19 protein-coding genes are annotated in these 23,182 nt (G+C 71.4%); 18 read left to right on the plus strand and 1 reads right to left on the minus strand.

The window, feature by feature from the left end; genetic code table 11:
- Positions 1-238 (plus strand): hypothetical protein (locus tag RM704_RS37790; protein ID WP_311592408.1); only part of this gene is annotated, 238 nt, incomplete at its 5' end.
- A gap of 165 nt (positions 239-403) precedes the next feature.
- Here the strand turns inward: RM704_RS37790 and RM704_RS37795 are convergent.
- On the minus strand, positions 404-1,528 hold the full coding sequence (locus tag RM704_RS37795) for a YihY/virulence factor BrkB family protein (protein WP_192829665.1): 1,125 nt from the start codon (positions 1,526-1,528) through the stop codon (positions 404-406).
- Positions 1,529-2,121: 593 nt separating this feature from the next.
- Here RM704_RS37795 and RM704_RS37800 point away from each other — a divergent pair.
- The 17 genes from RM704_RS37800 to RM704_RS37880 all read left to right on the plus strand — a co-directional run bounded on the left by RM704_RS37800 (position 2,122) and on the right by RM704_RS37880 (position 23,157).
- A complete protein-coding gene (locus RM704_RS37800) occupies positions 2,122-4,605 on the plus strand; it encodes a Pls/PosA family non-ribosomal peptide synthetase (protein WP_033527562.1) in 2,484 nt (827 codons plus the stop codon).
- A gap of 14 nt (positions 4,606-4,619) precedes the next feature.
- Positions 4,620-7,115 carry a non-ribosomal peptide synthetase gene (locus tag RM704_RS37805; protein WP_033527563.1) on the plus strand — a complete coding sequence of 832 codons (2,496 nt, stop codon included), beginning with the start codon at positions 4,620-4,622 and terminating at the stop codon, positions 7,113-7,115.
- On the plus strand, positions 7,112-8,194 hold the full coding sequence (locus tag RM704_RS37810) for a TauD/TfdA family dioxygenase (protein ID WP_033527564.1): 1,083 nt from the start codon (positions 7,112-7,114) through the stop codon (positions 8,192-8,194). Before RM704_RS37805 ends, RM704_RS37810 begins: the two co-directional genes overlap by 4 nt.
- Positions 8,191-9,231 (plus strand): 2,3-diaminopropionate biosynthesis protein SbnB, encoded by a 1,041-nt coding sequence (gene sbnB / locus RM704_RS37815; RefSeq protein ID WP_033527565.1) that lies wholly within the window; start codon positions 8,191-8,193, stop codon positions 9,229-9,231. Before RM704_RS37810 ends, sbnB begins: the two co-directional genes overlap by 4 nt.
- 43 nt (positions 9,232-9,274) lie before the next feature.
- Positions 9,275-10,285, plus strand: a complete 1,011-nt coding sequence (gene sbnA, locus RM704_RS37820; RefSeq protein ID WP_033527566.1) for a 2,3-diaminopropionate biosynthesis protein SbnA — start codon at positions 9,275-9,277, stop codon at positions 10,283-10,285.
- Between the two features lie 115 nt (positions 10,286-10,400).
- The gene (locus RM704_RS37825; RefSeq protein WP_033527567.1) at positions 10,401-12,044 is read left to right on the plus strand and encodes an acyl-CoA dehydrogenase family protein; all 1,644 of its coding nucleotides are present in this window, start codon (positions 10,401-10,403) and stop codon (positions 12,042-12,044) included.
- 376 nt (positions 12,045-12,420) lie between these two features.
- Positions 12,421-13,749, plus strand: a complete 1,329-nt coding sequence (locus tag RM704_RS37830; RefSeq protein WP_033527568.1) for a helix-turn-helix domain-containing protein — start codon at positions 12,421-12,423, stop codon at positions 13,747-13,749.
- Positions 13,750-13,940: 191 nt separating this feature from the next.
- Positions 13,941-15,284: a hypothetical protein gene (locus tag RM704_RS37835; RefSeq protein WP_033527569.1), complete on the plus strand. Its 1,344-nt coding sequence runs from the start codon at positions 13,941-13,943 to the stop codon at positions 15,282-15,284.
- A gap of 58 nt (positions 15,285-15,342) precedes the next feature.
- Positions 15,343-15,924: a GNAT family N-acetyltransferase gene (locus RM704_RS37840; RefSeq protein ID WP_033527570.1), complete on the plus strand. Its 582-nt coding sequence runs from the start codon at positions 15,343-15,345 to the stop codon at positions 15,922-15,924.
- A 92-nt stretch (positions 15,925-16,016) separates the two neighbouring features.
- Complete coding sequence (locus tag RM704_RS37845) at positions 16,017-16,100, plus strand: putative leader peptide (protein ID WP_309474722.1); 84 nt, start codon at positions 16,017-16,019, stop codon at positions 16,098-16,100.
- Between the two features lie 170 nt (positions 16,101-16,270).
- Positions 16,271-17,962 (plus strand): nitrite/sulfite reductase, encoded by a 1,692-nt coding sequence (locus RM704_RS37850; RefSeq protein ID WP_033527571.1) that lies wholly within the window; start codon positions 16,271-16,273, stop codon positions 17,960-17,962.
- On the plus strand, positions 17,959-18,138 hold the full coding sequence (locus RM704_RS37855; RefSeq protein WP_078937126.1) for a hypothetical protein: 180 nt from the start codon (positions 17,959-17,961) through the stop codon (positions 18,136-18,138). Before RM704_RS37850 ends, RM704_RS37855 begins: the two co-directional genes overlap by 4 nt.
- Positions 18,135-18,905, plus strand: a complete 771-nt coding sequence (locus RM704_RS37860; protein ID WP_033527572.1) for a phosphoadenylyl-sulfate reductase — start codon at positions 18,135-18,137, stop codon at positions 18,903-18,905. The genes RM704_RS37855 and RM704_RS37860 overlap by 4 nt, the downstream gene beginning before the upstream one ends.
- Positions 18,906-18,955: 50 nt before the next feature.
- A complete protein-coding gene (gene cysC, locus RM704_RS37865; RefSeq protein WP_063774480.1) occupies positions 18,956-19,540 on the plus strand; it encodes an adenylyl-sulfate kinase in 585 nt (194 codons plus the stop codon).
- Positions 19,537-20,475 (plus strand): sulfate adenylyltransferase subunit CysD, encoded by a 939-nt coding sequence (gene cysD / locus RM704_RS37870; protein ID WP_033527574.1) that lies wholly within the window; start codon positions 19,537-19,539, stop codon positions 20,473-20,475. Before cysC ends, cysD begins: the two co-directional genes overlap by 4 nt.
- A 2-nt stretch (positions 20,476-20,477) precedes the next feature.
- A complete protein-coding gene (locus RM704_RS37875; RefSeq protein ID WP_033527575.1) occupies positions 20,478-21,812 on the plus strand; it encodes a sulfate adenylyltransferase subunit 1 in 1,335 nt (444 codons plus the stop codon).
- A 235-nt stretch (positions 21,813-22,047) separates the two neighbouring features.
- Positions 22,048-23,157, plus strand: coding sequence for an aliphatic sulfonate ABC transporter substrate-binding protein (locus RM704_RS37880; protein ID WP_033527576.1), 1,110 nt, complete (start codon positions 22,048-22,050; stop codon positions 23,155-23,157).
- Positions 23,158-23,182 lie beyond the last annotated feature (25 nt).

Raw genomic sequence — 23,182 nt, forward strand, 5'->3', positions numbered from 1 at the left:
CCCGGAAGGCGTCAGCACCCTCGGCGTACCGGCGTTCACCGAGGACCCGGAAGGCGTCAGCACCCTCGGCGTACCGGCGTTCACCGAGGACCCGGAAGGCGTCAGCACCCTCGGCGTACCGGCGTTCGGCGGGCCGCGGGGCCGTTCGTGGCCGGTGCCGCGGTTCCCCGCGCCTCTCAGGGGACCCGCTGTCGGCGGACGGCCGCTCCCCGGCGTCCCTCGCACAACGCGCGGCTGACCGACGACCGGAGAGCCACCGCACCCCGCCCCCGCGAGACCCGCGGTGGCCAGGTGGTGAGCACCCCGGGGCCACCGCGCCGCACACCCCGGGGACTGCCCCGGCGCACGCCCCCAGCGCTCCTCACTCCTCCCCCAGGGCTCCTTACTCCTCCCCCAGGGCTCCTTACTCCTCGCCCTTCTTCACCGGCGACCGCAGCCTCGACGTGACGTCCTCGGGCGGGAGGAAGCGGGACCAGCGTTCGGGGAACTCGGAGGGCATGTCGGGGTCCTCCGGGTCGTGGGAGCGGGCGGCCGCGGCGCGGGCGACGTACTCGGCGGCCTGCTCCTCGCGCAGGCGCTCGTTGGCGGCGCGGGCGGCGGCCGTGGCGGCGGCGGGCCAGACACGGTCGATCGCGGCGTTGACGGCGGCGCCGACGAGGACGGCGAAGGCGCCCACGCCGATCCAGAGCAGGACGGCTACGGCGGCCGCCAGGGAGCCGTAGATCGTCGCGCCCTCGACCGTGTTCGTCAGGTAGATGCGGAGCAGGAAACTGCCCAGCACCCACATGGCGAGGGCCACCAGGGCGCCGGGGACGTCCTCGACCCAGGGGGAGCGGACCGGCACCGAGACGTGGTAGAGCGTCGTCAGGAAGACGATGGACAGGACGATCACGACGGGCCAGTAGAGGACCTGGACCACGGTCGCCGACCAGGGGACGATCCGGACCACGGCGTCGGGCCCGGCGACCATCAGCGGCAGGGCGATCGAGCCGATCAGCAGGGCCACGATGAACAGCAGGAACGCCATGAGGCGGGTCTTGACGATGCCGCGGACCCCGTCGAGGCCGTACATGACGGTGATGGTGTCGATGAAGACGTTCACCGCGCGGGAGCCGGACCACAGCGCGAACAGGAATCCTATCGAGATGACGTCGGGGCGACCGCCCCTCATCACGTCGTCCAGGATGGGCTGCGCGATCTGCGCGACGCCCTTCTCGGACAGGACGGTGCGCGACGCCTCCAGGATGTTGAGCTCCAGGCTGGCGATGGTGTCGGCGCCGGTCCAGTCGTCGACGTAGCCGAGCAGGCCGATCATGCTGAGCAGCAGCGGCGGCACGGAGAGCAGCGTGAAGAAGGCCGCCTCGGCCGCGAGGCCCAGGATGCGGTACTCGATGCAGGAGTTGACGGTGTCCTTCAGGAGCAGCCAGGCGGTCCTGCGCTTGGAGACGTCCCGGTAGAGGGCGCGAGCACGGTGGAGACGCCCATGGGGGCTCTCGGACGGTGGGGGTGACTGACTTGCTGGCTGCACGCCCTAAAGGTATCCGCCTGCGCGTGCCGCCCTCACCTCCCGGGGCCGCCTGCCGCGACAGGGTCCGCCTGCGACGCACGGTCCCCTCCGGTCGCGTCACGGGGCAGCAAACAAAGGGAAACCCAGCAGAAACCAAAGGTGATTCCGAATCGCCTTTTCTGTCATGAACGTGCTGGCCGAATCATCGAGGAGCCGCAAGCGGAGCGCGCGAGCGTGTTTGTGCCGTCCTTTTGGAAAGTTCCCCGCTGGAGCGGCACAGAGACTCAGGTCCGACAGGCCGGACGAGATCGCGAAAGGGGCGGGAAAGAGTCAATTACCCGACCTCCCTTGACCGGTTCACGAAGGTACCGAAAGAATCCGGATTGCATTCCGCTGCGCCCCTCCGGAACAGGTGCCGGCCCAGCGCACACCGGGGAATCAGTCCGGGCTCCGACCAGGCCTGATCCATTCCGCCACACACGTCACCATTTTCCGTTCCCGTCACCCTCCCCCCTTCTTCTGTCATTCCGCGCGCCGTCCCGTTCACCCCCGGGCGCCTTCCATCGCAATACCTGTCGCGGAGAAATTCAATGACATTGCCAGCGCCACGACCCGTGGTGGAAATACCGGGCGAGGTCCAGGGGGCCGAGCCGGACGCGGCGGAATCGTACACCGCCGTCGAGCGACTCCTCGCCGAAGTTCTGGCCGGCGTCGTACACATCGAACACGTGCCCGCAGAAAGCCATTTCTTCGACGACCTCGGTGCCAACTCACTGACGATGGCGCATTTCTGTGCCCGCGTCAGGAAACACCCCGATCTGCCGTCGGTGTCCATCCGGGACGTCTACGGCCACCCGACGATCCGCGGCCTCGCCGCCGCGCTGACCCGGGCACCGGCGCCGGACGCCCCGCCCGAGCCCGCCGAGACCGTGCCCCCGGGCAGCACGGTCCGCTATGTCCTGTGCGGTGTGCTGCAGTTGCTCCTCTTCGCCGGATACTGCCTGCTCGCCACCTCCGGATACGTACACGGGTACGAGTGGGTGGCGGACGCCTCCGGGACGGTCGGGATCTATCTGCGTTCGACCGTCTTCGGAGCGCTCGCCTTCCTCGCCCTGTGCACCCTGCCGGTCGCCGCCAAGTGGCTGCTGATCGGTCGGTGGAAGCCGCGGGAGTTCCCCGTGTGGGGCCCGGCGTACCTGCGGTTCTGGCTCGTCAAGGCACTGCTGCGCACCAGCCCGATGGCCCTGTTCGTCGGCAACCCGCTGTACGTGCTGTACCTGCGGGCCCTCGGCGCCCGCATCGGACCGGGCGTCACGATCCTCAGCCGCACCCTCCCGGTCTGCACCGACCTGCTGACCATCGGCGCGGGCACGGTGATCCGCAAGGACTGCTCCTTCCTCTGCTACCGGGCACGCGCCGGACGCATCCGCACCGGCACCGTCACCCTCGGCCGGGACGCCTTCGTCGGCGAGCACACCGTCCTCGACATCGACACCGCCCTGGGCGACGGCTCCCAGCTCGGCCACTCCTCCGCGCTGCGCGCCGGCGAGTGCGTCCCGGCCGGAGAGAGCTGGCACGGCTCACCGGCCCGCCCCACGGACGTGGACCACATTCGGGTCCCCCCGCTCCCCCGCGGCACGCTGCGCCGGGCCGGGTACGGACTCGCCTCCCTGCTCCAGACCCTGCTGCTGTACGTGCCGCTGACCGTCGGCGGCGCCTATCTGCTGCTGACCGCCGCGCCCGAGCTGGACACCCTGCTCGACCCGGCGGCGCGGCACACCACCTCGGGGCGCTTCTACGTCGAGGCGATGGCCCTGTCGCTCACGCTGTTCGTGGCCTCGATCGCCGTCGGAGCCGTCGTGGTGTTCGTCGTACCGCGGCTGCTGCGCCCGCTGGTGAAGCCCGACCGCGTCTATCCGCTCTACGGCTTCCACTACTCGGTGCACCGCACGATCACCCGTCTGACGAACATCAAGTTCTTCACGTGGCTGTGCGGCGACAGCTCGTACATCGTCCCCTGCCTCAAGGCCCTCGGGTACGACCTCTCGCGCGTCGAGCAGACCGGGTCCAACTTCGGCACCGAGGTGCGGCACGAGACGCCGTACCTGGTGCGGGTCGGCAGCGGCACGATGGTCGCCGACGGCCTCTCGGTCATGAACGCCGACTACTCCGGCACCTCCTTCAGGGTCTCCCGGACGACGATCGGTGGGCACAACTTCCTGGGCAACGCCATCGCCTACCCGGTCGGCGGCCGGACCGGCGAGAACTGTCTGCTGGCCACCAAGGTGTTGGTGCCCCTGGACGGCGAGATCCGCGAAGGGGTCGGACTGCTCGGCTCGCCGCCCTTCGAGATACCCCGCTCGGTCGAACGCGACAGCCGCTTCGACCATCTGCGGGAGGGCGCGGAACTGCGCCGCAGGCTCACCGCGAAGAACCGCTTCAACCTGCGCTCGATGGCACTGTTCCTGTTCCTGCGCTGGCTGCACACCTGCGCACTCACGGTCCTCGGCTTCGCGGCCTTCGACCTCTACGGCCACGGCGACGGCCCGGCGGCACCGCTCGCACTCGCCGCGCTGCCCCTGGCGGCACTGGTCTTCAACGCCCTCTACCACGCGCTGGTGGAACGGACGCTGACCGGCTTCCGGCCCCTGCGCCCCCGGCTCTGCTCCATCTACGACCCCGTCTTCTGGCGGCAGGAGCGGCTGTGGAAGCTGCCCGACACGCATCTGCAGATCCTCAACGGCACCCCGTACAAGAACCTCGTCTGGCGGCTGCTCGGGGTCCGGATCGGGCGCCGGGTCTTCGACGACGGGGTGTACATCACCGAGCGGACGCTGACAGCCGTCGGGGACGACTGCACACTCGCCGCCGGCAGCAAGATCCAGGCACATTCGCAGGAGGACGGCACCTACAAGTCCGACCACGTCACGATCGGCGCCGGCTGCACGCTGGAGGTCCAGGCGTTCGTCCACTACGGCGTGACGCTGGGTGAGGGGGCCGTGCTGGCGCCCGACTCCTTCCTGATGAAGGGCGAGGAGGTGCCGCCGCACGCACGCTGGGGCGGGAACCCGGCGACGGAGACCACCGGAACACGGTGAATCGGGGGAAGAACATGGAACGGTCGGAGCCGGGCGACGCTGCCCGGAAGTACTGGCACGAGGTGCTCACCGCCGGGGGGCGGACCGTGATACCGCGGTGGAGCGCCACCCCGGCGAAAGGGGTCGCCGCCCACGAAGTACCCCTTCCGGAAGGAGTGCTGCCCGCGGCGGACGGCACGGCCGCACTGCTCGCCGCGCACGCCAAGGCGCTCTCCGCGCTGTCGGGCGAGGCCGAGATCACCACCGGCTGGCTGGAGGACGGCCGGCTGCTGCCCTGCCGGCTCACCACCGCGCCCGGCGGCACCTGGCGCGCCCTGCTGGAGCAGACCCGACGGGCCACCGCCGAGCTGCTGACGCACGCCGCGTACCCGGTGGCCGCCCTGCGGCACGAACTCCGCCTGAACGAACCGCCGTTCGAGACCGTGCTCGACACCAGCGGGGGCGACGGCGACCTCGACGAGGCGGTGGTCCTGCGGGTCGGCCTGGTGCACCGGGACGACGGTCAGGCGCTGCGGCTGCGGTACCGCACGGACGTGCTCGACGAGGACGCCGCGGCTCGCGTCGCCGGGTACCACGTCACCGCGCTGACCCTGCTCGCCACCGCACCGGACGCCGGGCACGGGCGGCGGAGCCTGGTCGCGGACGACGAACTGCTCCTCCAGCTCGACGGGTTGGCCGGGCCACGGCGCGAACTGCCCGACCGCCGGGTGCACGAGCTGTTCGAGCAGCGGGTGGTGGCGCACCCGGACGCGGTCGCCGCCGTGCACGGCGACCGGCGCTGGACCTACCGCGAGCTCAACTCCCGCGCCAACCAGCTCAGTCGGGCCCTGCTGGTCCGGGGACTCGGCCACGAGGGCGTCGTCGCCGTGGTGACCGAACGCAACCTGGACTGGATGGCGGCCGTGCTCGCGGTGTTCAAGGCGGGCGGCGTCTACCTGCCCGTCGAGCCGCACTTCCCCGCCGAGCGCGTCGCCACCATTCTCACCCGCGCCGGCTGCGAGCTGGTGCTCACCGAGCGGGGCGGCACGGCCACGCTGGACCGGGCCCTGGCCGCCCTGCCCGGGGTGCGGCGGCTGCTGGTCGAGGAGGCCTACGCCGAGGCCCATCCGGACTCCGACCTCGGCCTGGACATCGGGCCGGACCGGTTGGCGTACATCTACTTCACGTCCGGTTCCACGGGCGAGCCCAAGGGCGCGATGTGCGAGCACGCCGGGATGGTCAACCACCTCCACGCCAAGCTCGACGACCTCGGCATCGGCGAGGGGGACGTGGTCGCGCAGACCGCGCCCCAGTGCTTCGACATCTCCCTGTGGCAGCTGCTGGCCGCGCCCCTGGCCGGCGGGCGGACGCTGCTCGTGGAGCAGGAGGTGATCCTGGACGCCGGGCGGTTCCTCGACCGGATCGCGGACGGCCGGGCGAACGTGGTCCAGGTGGTGCCGTCGTACCTCGAAGCGGTCCTCGCCCATCTGGAGCAGCACCCCCGTGAACTGCCTCATCTGCGCCGGGTGTCGGTCACCGGGGAGGCGCTGAAGAAGGAGCTGGCGGAGCGCTGGTTCGCCACCGAGCCGGGCATACCGCTGGTCAACGCCTACGGGCTGACCGAGACCTCCGACGACACCAACCACGAGGTGATGGACCGCGCTCCGGAGGGCGACCGGGTGCCGCTGGGCCGTCCCGTCCAGAACGTCCGGGTGTACGTCGTCGACGAGCACCTCGCCCTCGTGCCGCTGGGCGCGCCGGGTGAGATCGTCTTCTCCGGGGTGTGCGTGGGGCGCGGGTACGTCAACGATCCCGTACGCACCGCGCGGGCGTTCACCACCGATCCGTACCGGCCCGGTGAGCGGCTCTACCGCAGCGGGGACCACGGGCGCTGGCGGCCCGACGGCAAACTGGAGTTCCTGGGCCGCCGGGACACCCAGGTCAAGGTGCGGGGGTTCCGCATCGAGCTGGGCGAGGTGGAGAACGCCCTGCTCAAGGTGGCGGGTGTACGGGACGGCGCGGTGGTGGTCGCCCGGGGCGCGCGACTGGTGGCCTTCCACTCGGGCCGGCCGCTCGCGGCCGAGGAGCTGCGGGACCGGCTGGCGGCGTCGCTGCCGGCGTACATGGTGCCGTCGGTGTTCCACTGGCGGGAGAGCCTGCCGCTGACCGCCAACGGCAAGACCGACCGGCGGACGCTGACCGCGCTGGCCGAGGAGCTCGACGCGCTGCGGGGCGAGTCGGACGAGCCGCCGGCCACGCCGACCGAGGAGCGGCTGGCCGCCGTCTGGGCCGAGGTGCTCGGCGTGCCGCGGGACCGGATCGGCCGGCACGACCACTTCTTCGACCGGGGCGGCACCTCGCTGTCGGCGGTGAAGCTGGCGATCGCCCTGGACCGGGCGGTGTCGCCCAAGGACGTGATCGCGCATCCGACCCTGGCCGGGCTGGCCGGGCTGATCGACACGAGGGCCGGTGCGGGGGCCGCCGACGCGACGCCGCGCTCCGCCGCCGAGACCGTGGGGAGGCCGTCGTGAGCTTTCTGAGCCGTCGACGCGGCGCGGCGCGCCGCCGCCGCGGGGACACGGACCCCTCGACACCGTCCCCGGCCGCTCTCGCCCTGCCGGACGTCGAGCTCTCGACCGACAAGCCGCCGCTGATCGCCGTCCGCCCCGCCGAGCCCGCCGCGCGCTGGGCGGCCGGACACCGCGGCGCCCTGCGGGCCGCCGTCGCCGAACACGGCTCACTGCTCGTGCGCGGGCTCGGCCTGAGCGACGCGGCGGAGGTCGGCGCGGTCTTCCACGAGATGGCGGCCACGCTGACCACCGAGAAGGAGGCGTTCGCCCCGCGCCGGACGTACGCGGACGGCGTGTACTCCTCGACGGCCTGGCCGCCGAACCAGCCGATGTGCATGCACCACGAGTCGAGCTACGCGCTGGAGTTCCCCGGCCTGATGCTCTTCGCCTGTCTGGAGGCCGCCGAGCGGGGCGGGGAGACCGGTGTCGCGGACGCCGAGGCCGTCCTCGCGGCACTGCCGGCCGAGTTGACCGAGCGGTTCGAGCGGGAGGGCTGGCTGCTCACCCGCTCGTACAACGACGAGATCGGCGCGTCGGTCGCCGAGGCGTTCGGCACCGCCGACCGGACGGTCGTCGAGGCGTACTGCCGGGCGCACTCCGTCGAGTTCGCCTGGCAGCCCGACGGGTCGCTGCACACCCGGCAGCGGCGGGCCGCCGTGCTCCGGCATCCGGTGACCGGCCGGCGCTGCTGGTTCAACCAGATCGCGTTCCTCAGCGAATGGACCATGGACCCGGAGGTCCGCGAGTACCTGGTGGACCTGTACGGGGCCGACGGCCTGCCCTTCAACACGCGCTACGGCGGCGGCGACCCGATCGGCGCCGATGTCGTCTCGACGCTCAACGAGGTCTACGAGAGGCACACCGTCCGCACCCCGTGGCGGCCGGGCGACCTGCTGCTCGTCGACAACATCCGCTGCGCCCACAGCCGGGAGCCCTTCGAGGGCACGCGCGAGGTGCTGGTGGGCCTGGCGGATCCGGTGCGGCCGCAGGCATCCCCCTCGAAGGACTCCGGCACGAAGGACGAGGTGAGTTTCCGATGACCGAGGTTCCGGGTTTCGCCGTGATCTCCGGCGCCCAGGTGCAGCAGGCCCTGCGGGGCCGGGAACGGGAGATCGTCGAACTGGTCGAGTCCGCCTATCTGCTGCACGGCGACGGGGAGACGGGCGACACGGTCAACCCGCCGTCGTACTTCCTCCGCTTCCCCGACCGCCCCACCTCGCGGATCATCGCGCTCCCCGCCTCGCTGGGCGGGAGGTTCCAGGTGGACGGGTTGAAGTGGATCTCCAGCTTTCCGGAGAACACGGCGTCCGGGCTGCCGCGCGCGTCCGCCGTGCTGATCCTCAACGACCACGCCACGGGCTATCCGTTCGCGTGTCTGGAGGCCTCGGTCATCAGCGCGACCCGGACGGCGGCGTCGGCGGCGCTGGCGGCCGACCGGCTGAGCGCGCGCCGGGGGGCGCCGCGCCCGGCCCGCGTCGGCTTCCTCGGCACGGGCCTGATCGCCCGGTACGTCCACACGTACCTCACGGCGACCGGCTTCGCCTTCGAGGAGGTGGGGGTGCACGACCTGGCCGCGGACAGCGCGACCGGGTTCCGGGGGTACCTGGAGCGGTCCGGCGCGGCCGGGCGGGTGACCGTGCACGACAGCGCCGAGGACGTGATCCGGGCGAGCGACCTGGTGGTCTTCGCGACGATCGCGGGCGAACCGCACATCCACGAACCGAAGTGGTTCGCCCACAACCCCCTGGTGCTGCACGTGTCGCTGCGCGATCTCGCGCCCGGGGTGCTGCTCGCGTCGGCGAACTTCGTCGACGACGTCGAGCACTGCCTCAAGGCGAACACGTCACCGCACCTGACCGAACAGCTCACCGGCGCGCGGGACTTCCTCGACGGAACGCTCCACGACGTCCTCACCGGCCGGGCGACCGTGCCGGCGGACCGTCCGGTGGTCTTCTCGCCCTTCGGCCTCGGGGTCCTGGACCTCGCGGTCGGCGCACATGTCCACGCGGAGGTGGCCCGCTCCGGCGGACTACGGCTCGTGGACGACTTCTTCCACGAGCTGCGCCGCCACGGCTGACCGCCGGACGCAGCGAGTACATCGCACAACCAGGGGGGCAGCGGTGCCAGTCATATCCGTTCCCACGGACTTCAACGAGGAGGAGCTGTACGTCGATCTGCGCCAGGTCGTCGGACACAGGCTCTTCCTGAAGTGCGAGGGGTTCAACTTCGCCGGCTCGATCAAGCTCAAGGCCGCGTCCGAGATGGTGCGGGCCGCCGAACGGGAGGGCCGTCTCGGGCCGGGCTCGACGCTCGTCGAATCGTCGTCCGGCAATCTGGGCGTCGCGCTGAGCATGATCGCGGCGAGCCGGGGCTACCGGTTTCTGTGCGTGACCGATTCCCGGTGCAATCCGCAGACCCGGCGCGTGATCGAGGCGCTGGGCAGCCGGGTGCACGTCATCTCCGAGCCGGACCCGCACGGCGGTTTCCTGGGGGCGCGGATCTCGTACGTCCGGGCGCTGTGCGCCACCGATCCGCGGTACGTGTGGCTCGACCAGTACACCAACGAGGCGAACTGGCAGGCGCACTACCGCACCACCGCGCCCGCCGTCGCCCGGCAGTTCCCGCGCCTGGACGTGCTGTTCGTGGGGGTCGGCACCTCCGGGACGCTGATGGGCTGTGCCCAGTGGTTCTGGGAGCGGCGGCGCCGGGTGCGGATCGTCGCCGTGGACAGTGTGGGGTCGGTCGCGTTCGGCGGGGCGCCGGGCCGCCGGATGATCCCGGGGCTCGGCACGAGCGTGACGCCGGCGCTCCTCGACGCGTCCTACGTCGACGACGTCGTCCGGGTGGAGGAGGTCGACACCGTACGGGCCTGTCACCGCATGGCCCGCCGGGGCTTCCTCTTCGGGGGCTCCACGGGCACGGTCGTCAGTGGTGCCGGCGAGTGGCTGGCCCGCAACGGCTCGCCCGACACCACGGCGGTGGCGATCTCCCCGGACCTCGGCGAGCGCTACCTCGACACCATCTACCGGCCGGGCTGGCCGCTGGAGCAGTACGGGGATGCCGTGCTCGAACGGGAGGAGGAGTTCGGTACGGGCGGCCTGGGCACGGGCGAGCTCGCGGCGCCCGTCTGAGCCGGGTGCCCGCGCTCCGGCGCCGGAGTGGTCCCGGTCCGGCGCCGGACGCCTGCCCGCCGGATACTGGTGAGCGCCGCCGTGACGACGCGATACCGACGGGTAGGTTCCGGATATGGCATCGAGCACCCACGAAGTGACCAATCAGGCTCCGCCCCTGGTGGACTACGACGTCTTCGCCGCCGACAGGGTCCTGACGGAGGCGGTCGAGCGGCATCTGGCGCCGGAGACGCTGGAGGAGGCGCGGAGCGAGCTGTCCGGCTTCGGCCGTACGGCCGGCTCCGCGCAGGTGCAGGAGTGGGGGCGGCTCGCGAACGAGAATCCGCCGAAGCTGCGGGCGTACGACCGGTACGGGAACCGGGTGGACGAGGTCGAGTTCCATCCGTCCTGGCACCGGCTGCTCGGCAAGGGGGTCTCGGCAGGGCTGACGGCGGCCTGGACACGGCCCGGCGGTCATGTGCGGCGGGCGGCGGCGTTCGTCGTGTGGACCCAGGTCGAGGCCGGCAACGGCTGCCCGCTGTCCATGACCCACGCGGCGGTGCCCGCCCTGCGGACGGACCCGGCACTCGCCGCGGAGTGGGAGCCGCGGCTGACCTCGCAGCTCTACGACTGGGACATGCGTCCCGCCCACCGCAAGGCCGGCGCCCTCTTCGGGATGGGCATGACCGAGAAGCAGGGCGGCAGCGACGTACGCGCCAACACCAGCGCGGCGCGGCCGCTGGCCGAGGACGGGACGTACGAGCTGACGGGGCACAAGTGGTTCTGCTCGGCGCCGATGTCCGACGGGTTCCTGGTGCTGGCGCAGGCTCCGGGCGGGCTGACGTGCTTCCTGGTGCCCCGGGTGCTGGCGGACGGCTCGCGGAACGTGTTCCGCATCCAGCGGCTGAAGGAGAAGCTGGGCAACCGGTCCAACGCCTCCGCCGAGGTCGAGTTCGACGGGACGTGGGCGCGCCGCGTCGGGGACGAGGGGCGCGGGGTGCACACGATCATCGGGATGGTGGCGGCCACCCGGCTGGACTGCGCGCTGGGCGCGGCCTCGTTGATGCGGCAGGCGGTCGCGCAGGCGGTGCATCACTGCACCTACCGGGAGGCGTTCGGCGGGCGGCTGGTCGACAAGCCGCTGATGCGGAACGTGCTGGCCGATCTGGCGCTGGAGTCCGAGGCGGCGACGACGCTGGCGATGCGGCTGGCCTCGGCGTACGACGCGGCCGAGGCGGGCGACGGACACGAACGCTCGTTCCTGCGGCTCGCGGTCCCGGTCGCCAAGTACTGGGTCACCAAGCGCTGCGCCCCGCTCGTGGTGGAGGCCTCCGAGTGCCTGGGCGGGAACGGCTACGTCGAGGAGTCGGGCATGCCGCGCCTGCTGCGCGAGTCTCCGCTCAACTCCATCTGGGAGGGCGCCGGGAACGTACAGGCGCTCGACGTGCTGCGCGCCCTGCAGCGCGAACCGCAGGCCCTCGACGCCTACTTGCGGGAGGTGGGCCGGGCACGCGGCGCGGACCACCGTCTCGACGGCGCGATCAAGGCGCTGCTGACCGAACTCGCCGATCTGGACGGCGTCGAGGCCCGCGCACGCCGACTCGTGGAACGGCTGGCGCTCGTCCTCCAGGGCGCGCTGCTCACGCGGTACGCGCCCCCGGCGGTCGCGGACGCCTTCTGCGCCTCCCGGCTCGGCGGCGACTGGGGCACGGCCTTCGGCACGCTGCCGCACACCCTGGATCTGGCCTCGGTGGTGGAACGGGCCCGTCCCGTCAGCTGAGCCGCAGCCGTACGGGGGACGCCCCTCCGCGCGGCGCGTGCCCGCTCTTTCGAGTGGTGCGACCGGGCCGTCCGGCACGGGGGTGGTGCTGCGCCGACACGGCACCACCCCCGCTTCTGTGGCCCCTCGGAGCGGAGCGCGGACGCCGCACCGGGCGGCGTTGAACAAGTTTCAAGGAGCACGGGCCGGTCCGCCAGGGTTGCAGGGGGTTGCAAGTCGTCGGCGCTCTGTGGCCGGAGGCCGCCCCTCCGTGGCCGAAGAACGGCACACTAGGAGACCCGCAGTCGACGCCGTCGCGCGGATCCGTACTTCCATGGCCACCAGGGGCCGTGGAGCGGACCGGCCGGCCGGGGAGGAACGTGTGCCGCACTCGCCGATGGAAGTCACGCGGCTGACCGCCACGGACGCCGCCCGGGCGGCCCGGGTCCTCGGCGAGGTACGCGCCTCCACTCTCGACGGGCGGCCCTCGAAACCCGCCCCGCGCCCCGCGATCCGGGAGTCCTGGGGCCGCGTGGTGCGCGGCGGCGTGGACCCCGACCACGACTTCCGGTCCGACCTCCTCGGCCGGGACGAGGTCGAGCGTCGTCGTCGGACCTCGCGGCTGCGCCATGTCCTGCCGGTGCTCCGTGAGGGGCTGCTGTCGCTGGCGGACACCACGCAGCACATCATGATGGTCGCGGACGCGGACGCCCGGGTGCTGTGGCGGGAGGGCAGTACGGCCGTCCTGCGCAAGGCGGACGGGCACGGGCTCGGGATCGGCTCGGACTGGCGCGAGGAGACCGTCGGCACGAACGGCGTCGGCACGCCCCTGGTCTCCCGCCGCGCCGTGCAGGTGTTCTCCGCCGAGCACTTCGTGCGCGCCCTGCACCCCTGGACCTGCACCGGCGCCCCCATCGTCGATCCGCGCGACGGCCGTCTCCTCGGCGCGGTCGACATCAGCGGCCCCCTGGAGACGCTGCACCCCTCCACGCTCGCGCTCGTCGACTCAGTCGCCAAACTCGCCCAGGCCCACCTCCGGGAGCTCCACCTCACCTCGCTCGAACAGCTCCGCGCGGTGGCGGCCCCGGTGCTCGCCCGGGTCGGCGGCCGCGCGATCGCGGTCGACCGGGACGGCTGGACGGCCGCGGTCACCGGCATGCCGTACACCAGCCGGGTCGCCCTGCCCAAGTCCCTCTCCCCGGGCCGCTGTCTGCTGCCCGCGTTCGGCCCGTGCACCGTCGAGCCGCTGCCGGCGGGCTGGCTGATACGCCCGGTGGCGGAGCCCACGTCCGCCCCGACCGCCACGCACATCACCCTGGACGTCTCCCACCCGCGCAGCTGGACCGTCACCGTCGCCGGCTTCGCGGGCTCCTGGACCCATGAGCTCACTCCCCGGCACGCCGAACTCCTGTACCTGCTCGCCCTCCACCGGGGTGGGCGCAGCGCCTCCGCGCTCGCCGACGACATGTTCGGCGACCCCGCGCGCACCGTCACGGTCCGTGCCGAGATGTCCCGGGTACGCCGCTATCTCGGCGCCTACCTCGACCACCGGCCGTACCGCTTCACCGAGCGCGCCGACGTCGAAGTCCTGCTCCCGGACACCCCGTTGGACCTGCTGCCGCACTCGGTGGCGCCGGGGGTGGTGCGTGCGCGGGGTGGTGCGCCGGGTGGCCTCCTCGGGACGGACGGGCCGTCGGGGCACGAGCGGGCCGGGCCGAACCTCTGAGCCCCCGCCGAACATCTCAACCTCGTACCGGTGAACGGATCATGGCGTCGGGGTGAGGGATCTCCCGGTATTTCCCGGGACCTCGGCGTGACACGTGTCCCACTGGCGTAGCATCGCTGCCAGGCCGCCCCACCTGCCTCTCCGTCAAGATCTTGTTTTCGCTGGGCAGTTGGCCTTCCCCGGGAGGTTTTATGAAGCACCGCGGCAGGCACCGCCGACGCAGAAGGGGGCGTGCGCTGCGCGCGTCCCTGGCGGGGACCGCGCTGGCGCTCACGGCGGCGGCCACCCTGATCAGCACGTCGCAGGCGGCGGGCGGCGGGACGCCGGGCGCCCTCTCCTCGATCACCTCGGCCGGCGAGCTGCGCGCGCTCCAGCTCCGGGAGACCCTGACCGACAAGGCCGGGCTGCGGACCCTCACCGACGAGATGGGCGGCGGGGTCGGTCTCGACGAGGTGCTGGGGAGCGCGAACCACGCGATGCGCGCCGAGGCCGACTGTTTCAGCACCGAGAAGGACAATCTCCCCGTCGAGCCGGCCGCCGCCCGGGCGTACTGCTGGGAGCCCGGTGACGCGGTCGACGACAGGTGGGTCCCCCGCTCGGTCACCACGTCCCGGAACAACCGGGTCATCGCGTCCGGCTGGTCGCACAGCGGCGCCGCCGACGAGGGGCTCGCCAGGGTCGCGTTCGTCGACGCCAGTGACCCGTCGAACCTCAGGTACCGCTGGGTTCTGCTGGTCGTGCCGACGGTCGGCGAGCGGGGCTTCGAGGGTCTGCGCGCCCGGCTCGGCGGTATGGCCTGGTACGAGGACAAGCTGATCGTCACCGCGCGGGGCCCGCGGAGCCGAGGCGGGCAGGACGATTCCTTGTACGTGTTCGACCTGGCCCGTTTCCTGCGCGCCGACGTGACCGACAGTGAGGCGATCGGCAGGTCCGGCGACGGCTGGTCGGCCCACCACTACCGGTACGCGCTGCCGGCGGTCGCCTCCTACACCCCGCCGACGGGCGGCGGCTGCGATCCGCGGGACGACGACGGGGTGCCCTGCCTGGGCTCGCTCTCCCTCGACCGGACGTCGACCCCGCCGAGCGTCGTCGCGAGCGAGCGGTCCCGGCCGGGCGGCGAGCGGCCCGGCCGCGTCTGGCGCTACGCGCTCGACTTCACCGCCGACCGCACCGGCCTGCTCACCACCACGGGCCGCCGGAGCGACGTCGTCGCCACCGAGGCGTACGAGACGGAGGCCTCCGGCGTCGGGGGTGTCCTCGCCCACCAGGGGAAGTGGTACGTCGACCAGGCCGCCGAGGAGCGCGAGAGCCGCGGCACGCTCTGGCGGCAGGACAAGGACGGCGCCGAGGCCGCGAAGTGCGCGGACGGGGCCGACGAGAAGCCGGGCGTCCGCTCGTACGGCTGCTGGGGACGGCACACCGCCTCCCTCTCCTACTCACCGGAGACCGACGAGGTCTGGACGCTCACCGACCCCATCCCCGAGCGGGTCCTGTACGCGGTGAAGCTGTCGGACGTCGACGGGACGCTCGACTAGGACCGGGGACCCGGCCCGACCTTGGAGGCGGGTCGGGTCGCGTGGTTTTCTGGGCCCCATGAGCAGCAGTCCCGTCACCACCTGGTCCCTGGAGCAGAACTCGCCGAGCGATCTGCTTCCCGCGGCGGCGCCCGAGGGCGACGACGTCCGCGTCATGCGCGCCGAGGTCCCCTCCCCCGAGTTCAGCCGCTTCCTGTACGCCTCGGTCGGCGGGGACGTCCTCTGGATCGACCGGCTGTCGTGGTCGTACGAGCGGTGGCGTGACCATTTGGAGCGGCCCGGTGTGGAGACCTGGGTCGCCTACGACCGGGGCACGCCCGCCGGTTATGTGGAGATGGAGCCGCAGGACGGCGGGGTCGTGGAGATCGTCTACTTCGGGCTGATCCCGGGGTTCCGGGGGCGCCGCATCGGCGGGCATCTGCTGTCGTGCGGCACCGCCCGCGCCTGGGACCTCGCCGAACGGTGGCCGGGGCTGCCGCCGACCAAGCGCGTCTGGCTGCACACCTGCTCCCGGGACGGGGAGCACGCCATGGGGAACTACCTTCGGCGGGGTTTCACCCTGTTCGACACCAAGGTGACGGAGGAGGCCGACGCCACCGCGCCGGGGCCGTGGCCCGGCGCAATCCCGTCCACACCATGACTCACATCACATTGTCTCGCGATGCGAGACAACCTTGTCCGGAATGTGGATGACGGTGGACTCGGTCTAAAGAGGCGTGCCACGCTTCCGTCATGTCTGGAACTGGAATTGCCTTGGTGAGTCGGCGGCACGTCGACCTCGGCCGCATGTCCAGCGCCATCTGTCCGGTGAGCTGAGCCCGACCGCGAGGGGTTGGACGACCCCGGGCGACAGCGCCGCACCCTCCTCTGTTTCAGCCCGCGCAAGGACGCGCAGGCGCCGCACACGCTGACCGCGTGTGCCCGCATGCGCGCGCAAGCGCGGGTCAGAGCCGATTCCCACGCCTTTCCCGAAGGACATACACACCATGGCCGCCACCCCGCAGAACCCCGCCACGCCCCGCCGCAAGGTGAGCCGTCACCGTGGTGAGGGCCAGTGGGCCGCGGGGCACTTCACCCCGCTGAACGGCAACGAGCAGTTCAAGAAGGACGACGACGGTCTCAATGTGCGGACACGCATCGAGACGATCTACTCGAAGCGCGGCTTCGACTCCATCGACCCCAACGACCTGCGCGGCCGTATGCGCTGGTGGGGCCTCTACACGCAGCGCAAGCCCGGCATCGACGGCGGCAAGACCGCGATCCTGGAGCCGGAGGAGCTGGACGACAAGTACTTCATGCTGCGGGTGCGGATCGACGGCGGTCGGCTCACCACCCAGCAGCTGCGGGTGATCGGCGAGATCTCGCAGGAGTTCGCGCGGGGCACGGCCGACATCACCGACCGGCAGAACGTCCAGTACCACTGGATCCGGGTCGAGGACGTGCCCGAGATCTGGGAGCGGCTGGAGGCCGTCGGCCTGTCCACCACCGAGGCCTGCGGCGACACTCCTCGTGTGATCATCGGCTCACCCGTCGCCGGGATCGCCGCCGACGAGATCATCGACGGCACGCCCGCGATGGAGGAGATCAGCCGGCGGATCATCGGCAACCCCGACTTCTCGAACCTGCCCCGCAAGTTCAAGTCCGCGATCTCCGGCTCGCCGCTGCTCGACGTGGCGCACGAGATCAACGACATCGCCTTCGTCGGTGTCCGCCACCCCGAGCACGGCCCCGGCTTCGACCTCTGGGTCGGCGGCGGTCTGTCCACCAACCCCAAGATCGGGCAGCGGCTCGGCGCCTGGGTGCCGCTGGACGAGGTCGCGGACGTGTACGAGGGTGTCATCTCGATCTTCCGTGACTACGGCTACCGGCGCCTGCGCACCCGCGCCCGGCTGAAGTTCCTGCTCGCCGACTGGGGCACGGAGAAGTTCCGTCAGGTCCTGGAGGACGAGTACCTCAAGCGGAAGCTCGTCGACGGCCCGGCGCCCGACCAGCCGGTGGCCCGCTGGCGCGACCACGTGGGCGTCCACCAGCAGAACGACGGCCGCTACTACGTGGGGTTCGCCCCGCGGGTGGGCCGGGTGGACGGCACCACGCTGACGAAGATCGCCGACCTCGCCGAGGCGCACGGTTCCGGACGGGTCCGGACCACCGTCGAGCAGAAGATGATCGTGCTCGACGTCACCGAGGAGCAGGTCGACTCGCTCGTCGCCGGCCTGGAGGCCCTGGACCTCACCGTGCACCCGTCGCCGTTCCGGCGCGGCACGATGGCCTGCACCGGCATCGAGTACTGCAAGCTCGCCATCGTCGAGACGAAGGCGCGCGGCTCCCTGCTCATCGACGAACTGGAGCGCCGGATCCCGGAGTTCGACGAGCCGATCACCATCAACATCAACGGCTGCCCGAACGCCTGTGCGCGTATCCAGGTGGCGGACATCGGTCTCAAGGGACAGCTCGTCCTGAACGACGAGGGCGAGCAGGTCGAGGGCTACCAGGTGCACCTGGGCGGCGCGCTCGGTCTGGAGGCCGGTTTCGGCCGCAAGGTGCGCGGTCTGAAGGTCACCGCCGACGACCTCCCCGACTACGTCGAGCGCGTGCTCAAGCGCTTCCAGGAGGAGCGCGAGGACGGCGAGCGGTTCGCCGCATGGGTCACGCGCGCTTCCGAGGAGGCGCTGTCGTGAGCGAGCGAGCCGCGCCCTTCTACTGCCCCTACTGCGGTGACGAGGACCTGCGCCCGAACGAAGAAGGTCACGGGGCGTGGGAATGCGGGGCGTGCAATCGAGCCTTCCAGTTGAAGTTCCTGGGGTTGTTGTCCCGGGGGCTGCAACGAGCCGACAGCGGAGGGGATCACATATGACTGCCGTTCAGGCGGATTCCGATACATCCGCGTCCCAGGCGGACGCGGCCGATCCGGAGGCGACCGACCCGGACGCGGCGAAGCGCGCCGAGCTCAAGGCGCTCGCCGAGCAGGCCGGCCGCGACCTGGAGGACGCCTCGGCCCTGGAGATCCTCCAGTGGGCCGTGGACACCTTCGGCAAGCGCTTCTGCGTGACCTCCTCCATGGAGGACGCGGTCGTCGCGCACCTCGCCTCCCGGGCCAGGCCCGGCGTCGACGTCGTGTTCCTGGACACCGGCTACCACTTCCCGGAGACCATCGGCACCCGGGACGCCGTCGAGGCCGTGATGGACGTCAACGTCATCACGATCACCCCGCGGCAGACGGTCGCCGAGCAGGACGCCGAGTACGGCCCCAAGCTGCACGACCGCGACCCCGACCTCTGCTGCTTCCTGCGGAAGGTCAAGCCGCTCGAAGAGGGCCTGACCCGCTTCGACGCCTGGGCGACCGGACTGCGCCGCGACGAGTCCGAGAGCCGGGCCAACACCCCGGTCGTCGGCTGGGACGAGAAGCGCGGAAAGGTCAAGATCTCCCCGATCGCCCGCTGGACACAGGACGACGTGGACGCGTACGTGGCCGAACACGGGGTGCTCACCAACCCCCTGCTCATGGACGGCTACACGTCCGTGGGCTGCGCCCCCTGCACCCGGCGGGTGGCCCCCGGCGAGGACGCGCGGGCGGGCCGCTGGGCGGGCAACGCCAAGACCGAGTGCGGGCTGCACCTGTGACCGCCGCAGCGCCTGCCGAGACCACTGACACCACCGAGAACACCGTCCCCGTGACGGTCCCCGTTCCTGTGACGAACCAGGAGAACCCAGTGACGACCGGAGCCACCGGAGCCACCGTCTGGCTCACGGGTCTGCCGAGCGCCGGCAAGACCACCATCGCCTACGAGCTCGCGGCCCGCCTGCGCGAGGACGGCCACCTCGTGGAGGTCCTCGACGGTGACGAGATCCGTGAGTTCCTCACCGCGGACCTCGGCTTCAGCCGCGCCGACCGGCACACCAACGTGCAGCGCATCGGCTTCCTCGCCGATCTGCTCGCCCGCAACGGCGTCAAGGCGCTCGTGCCGGTCATCGCGCCGTACGCCGACAGCCGCGAGGCGGTCCGCAAGCGCCACGCGGCGAGCGGTGCCGCGTATGTCGAGGTGCATGTGGCGACGCCGGTCGAGGTGTGCTCCGAACGCGATGTGAAGGGTCTGTACGCCAAGCAGGCGGCCGGCGAGATCTCCGGGCTGACCGGCGTGGACGACCCCTATGAGGCTCCCGAGACCCCGGACCTGCGCATCGAGTCGCAGGACCAGACGGTCCAGGAGTCCGCGGCGCTGGTCCACAAGCTGCTCACCGAGAGGGGTCTGGCATGACGACGACCGTCGCCGCCGTCTCCGGGGAGACCGGCACCCCGTACACCCTGTCGCACCTGGACGCGTTGGAGTCCGAGGCGGTCCACATCTTCCGCGAGGTGGCGGGCGAGTTCGAACGGCCGGTGATCCTCTTCTCCGGCGGCAAGGACTCCATCGTCATGCTGCACCTGGCACTGAAGGCCTTCGCCCCCGCGGCGGTCCCCTTCTCCCTGCTGCACGTCGACACCGGACACAACTTCCCCGAGGTCCTCGACTACCGCGACCGCACGGTGGCCGCGCACGGGCTGCGGCTGCACGTGGCCTCCGTCCAGGACTACATCGACCGCGGCGTCCTGCGCGAGCGTCCCGACGGCACCCGCAACCCCCTGCAGACCGTCCCGTTGACCGAGAAGATCCAGGCGGAGAAGTTCGACGCCGTCTTCGGCGGTGGCCGCCGCGACGAGGAGAAGGCGCGCGCCAAGGAGCGGGTGTTCTCGCTGCGGGACGAGTTCTCCCAGTGGGACCCGCGCCGCCAGCGCCCCGAGCTGTGGAACCTCTACAACGGCCGCCACGCGCCCGGCGAGCACGTCCGCGTCTTCCCGCTCTCCAACTGGACCGAGCTGGACGTCTGGCAGTACATCGCCCGCGAGGGCATCGAACTGCCGGAGATCTACTTCGCCCACGAGCGTGAGGTGTTCCAGCGGGCCGGGATGTGGCTGACGGCCGGTGAGTGGGGCGGCCCGAAGGACGGCGAGACCGTCGAGAAGCGGCTCGTCCGCTACCGGACCGTGGGTGACATGTCCTGCACGGGCGCGGTCGACTCGGACGCGACCACGCTGGACGCCGTGATCACCGAGATCGCCGCCTCCCGGCTCACCGAGCGGGGCGCGACCCGTGCCGACGACAAGATGTCCGAGGCCGCGATGGAAGACCGTAAGCGCGAGGGGTACTTCTAGCCATGAGCACCATCACCGCCGAGGAGCTCTCGGCCACCACGCTGCTGCGGTTCGCGACCGCGGGTTCCGTCGACGACGGCAAGTCCACCCTGGTGGGCCGCCTGCTGCACGACTCCAAGTCGATCCTCACCGATCAACTGGAGGCCGTGGAACGGGTATCGGCCGGCCGCGGCCAGGAAGGCCCCGACCTCGCGCTGCTCACCGACGGCCTGCGCGCCGAACGCGAACAGGGCATCACCATCGACGTGGCCTACCGCTACTTCGCCACCACCCGCCGCCGCTTCATCCTCGCCGACACCCCCGGCCACGTGCAGTACACCCGCAACATGGTCACCGGCGCCTCCACCGCCGAGCTGACGGTGATCCTGGTCGACGCGCGCAACGGCGTCGTCGAGCAGACCCGGCGGCACGCCGCGATCGCCGCGCTCCTGCGGGTCCCGCACGTGGTCCTCGCGGTGAACAAGATGGACCTCGTCGCGTACGAGGAGCAGGTCTTCGCGCGGATCGCCGAGGAGTTCACGGCGTACGCGTCCGAGCTGGGCGTCCCGGAGATCACCGCCATCCCGATCTCGGCGCTGGCCGGTGACAACGTGGTGGAGCCCTCCGCGAACATGGACTGGTACGGCGGTCCGACCGTCCTGGAGCACCTGGAGACGGTCCCGGTCGCGCACGACCTGAGCCACTGCCACGCCCGGCTGCCCGTGCAGTACGTGATCCGGCCGCAGACCGCCGAGCACCCCGACTACCGTGGTTACGCGGGCCAGATCGCCGCCGGTTCGTTCCGCGTCGGCGAGTCGGTGACCGTGCTGCCGTCGGGCCGGGCGTCGAAGATCTCCGGCATCGACCTGCTGGGCGAGCCGGTCGACGTCGCCTGGACCACCCAGTCGGTGACCGTCCTGCTGGAGGACGACATCGACATCTCGCGCGGCGACCTCATCGTGCCCAGCAAGGACGCGCCCGCGACCACGCAGGACATCGAGGCGACCGTCTGCCATGTGGCCGACCTGCCGCTCACGGTGGGCCACCGGGTGCTGCTCAAGCACGGCACCCGCACGGTCAAGGCGATCGTCAAGGACATCCCGTCCCGGCTGACGCTCGACGACCTGTCCCTGCACCCGCACCCGGGACAGCTCGTCGCCAACGACATCGGACGGGTGAAGGTGCGTACGGCGGAGGCGCTGCCGGTCGACTCCTACGCCGACTCCCGCCGCACCGGTTCCTTCATCCTGATCGACCCGTCCGACGGCACCACGCTGACGGCCGGCATGGTCGGCGAGTCGTTCGCCTCCCCGGAGCCCGTCAAGGGCGAGGCCGAGGACGACGGGTGGGACTTCTGACATGAACCCCCAGGACTTCTACGCGACGTTCGCGAAGGAGGGCGGCCGTGTGGGCAGCGGCGCCCTCGGGAGCGGGCAGGGCGGAGTGGCGCGATGTGTGCGATGACGTACGCGCACCGCTTGCGCGCCCCGTCCCCCCACCGGACGTCCCCGTTGCGACGAAGACCCTTTTCCTGATTCCCCGGCCACACCCCGCAGGGCTGTGACCGCCGGGCCTCCGAGAGGAACACCTCCCGTGCCTGCCAACCGCTCATCCGCCTTCCGGCGCTCCGTCGCGGTCATCGCAACGCTTCCCCTCCTCGCCCTCGCCGCCTGCGGCTACGGCTCCCAGGCCAAGGACGACGAAACCGCCGAGGTCGCCGCCGGGGCCAAGAAGATCGAGGGTCTCGACACCGTCAAGATCGGCTACTTCGGCAACCTGACGCACGCCACCGCCCTGGTCGGGCGGCAGGAGGGCATCTTCCAGAAGGAGCTCGGCGCCACGAAGGCCGAGTACGCGACCTTCAACGCCGGGCCCTCCGAGATCGAGGCGCTCAACTCGAAGTCGATCGACATCGGCTGGATCGGCCCCTCCCCCGCGATCAACGGCTACACCAAGTCCGCCGGCAAGGGTCTGCGCATCATCGGCGGTTCGGCCTCCGGTGGCGTGAAGCTCGTCGTCGACCCGGACAAGATCAAGTCCCTGAAGGACGTCAAGGGCAAGAAGATCGCGACGCCGCAGCTCGGGAACACGCAGGACGTGGCGTTCCTCAACTGGATCGCCGAGCAGGGCTGGAAGGTCGACGCCGAGAGCGGCAAGGGCGACGTCTCGGTGGTCCGTACGGACAACAAGATCGTCCCGGACGCCTACAAGTCGGGCTCGATCGACGGTGCCTGGGTGCCGGAGCCGACCGCGTCCAAGCTGGTCGCCGAGGGCGCCAAGGTGCTGCTGGACGAGGCCGACCTGTGGCCGGACAAGAAGTTCGTGATCACGAACATCATCGTGCGGCAGGACTTCCTCAAGGAGCACCCCAAGGTCGTCGAGGCCGTGCTGCGGGGCGCGGTCAGGACCAACGCCTTCATCGCCTCCGACCCGGAGAAGGCGAAGGCGGCGGCCAACGCCCGGCTGAAGGAGGACTCCGGCAAGGCGCTGGACGCCAAGGTCCTCGACCCGGCCTGGAAGTCGATCCAGTTCACCAACGACCCGTTGGCCGCCACCCTCAACACCGAGGCGGAGCACGCGGTCAAGGCCGGTCTGCTGGAGAACCCGCTGCTCGACGGCATCTACGACCTGTCGATCCTCAACAAGGTCCTGAAGTCCGAGGGCGAGTCCGAGGTCGACGACGCCGGTCTCGGCGTCAAGTAACCGCGCAGTCCGCCACGTTCCCAGG

The organism is Streptomyces gottesmaniae, assembly GCF_031845845.1.
Taxonomy (GTDB): domain Bacteria; phylum Actinomycetota; class Actinomycetes; order Streptomycetales; family Streptomycetaceae; genus Streptomyces; species Streptomyces akebiae.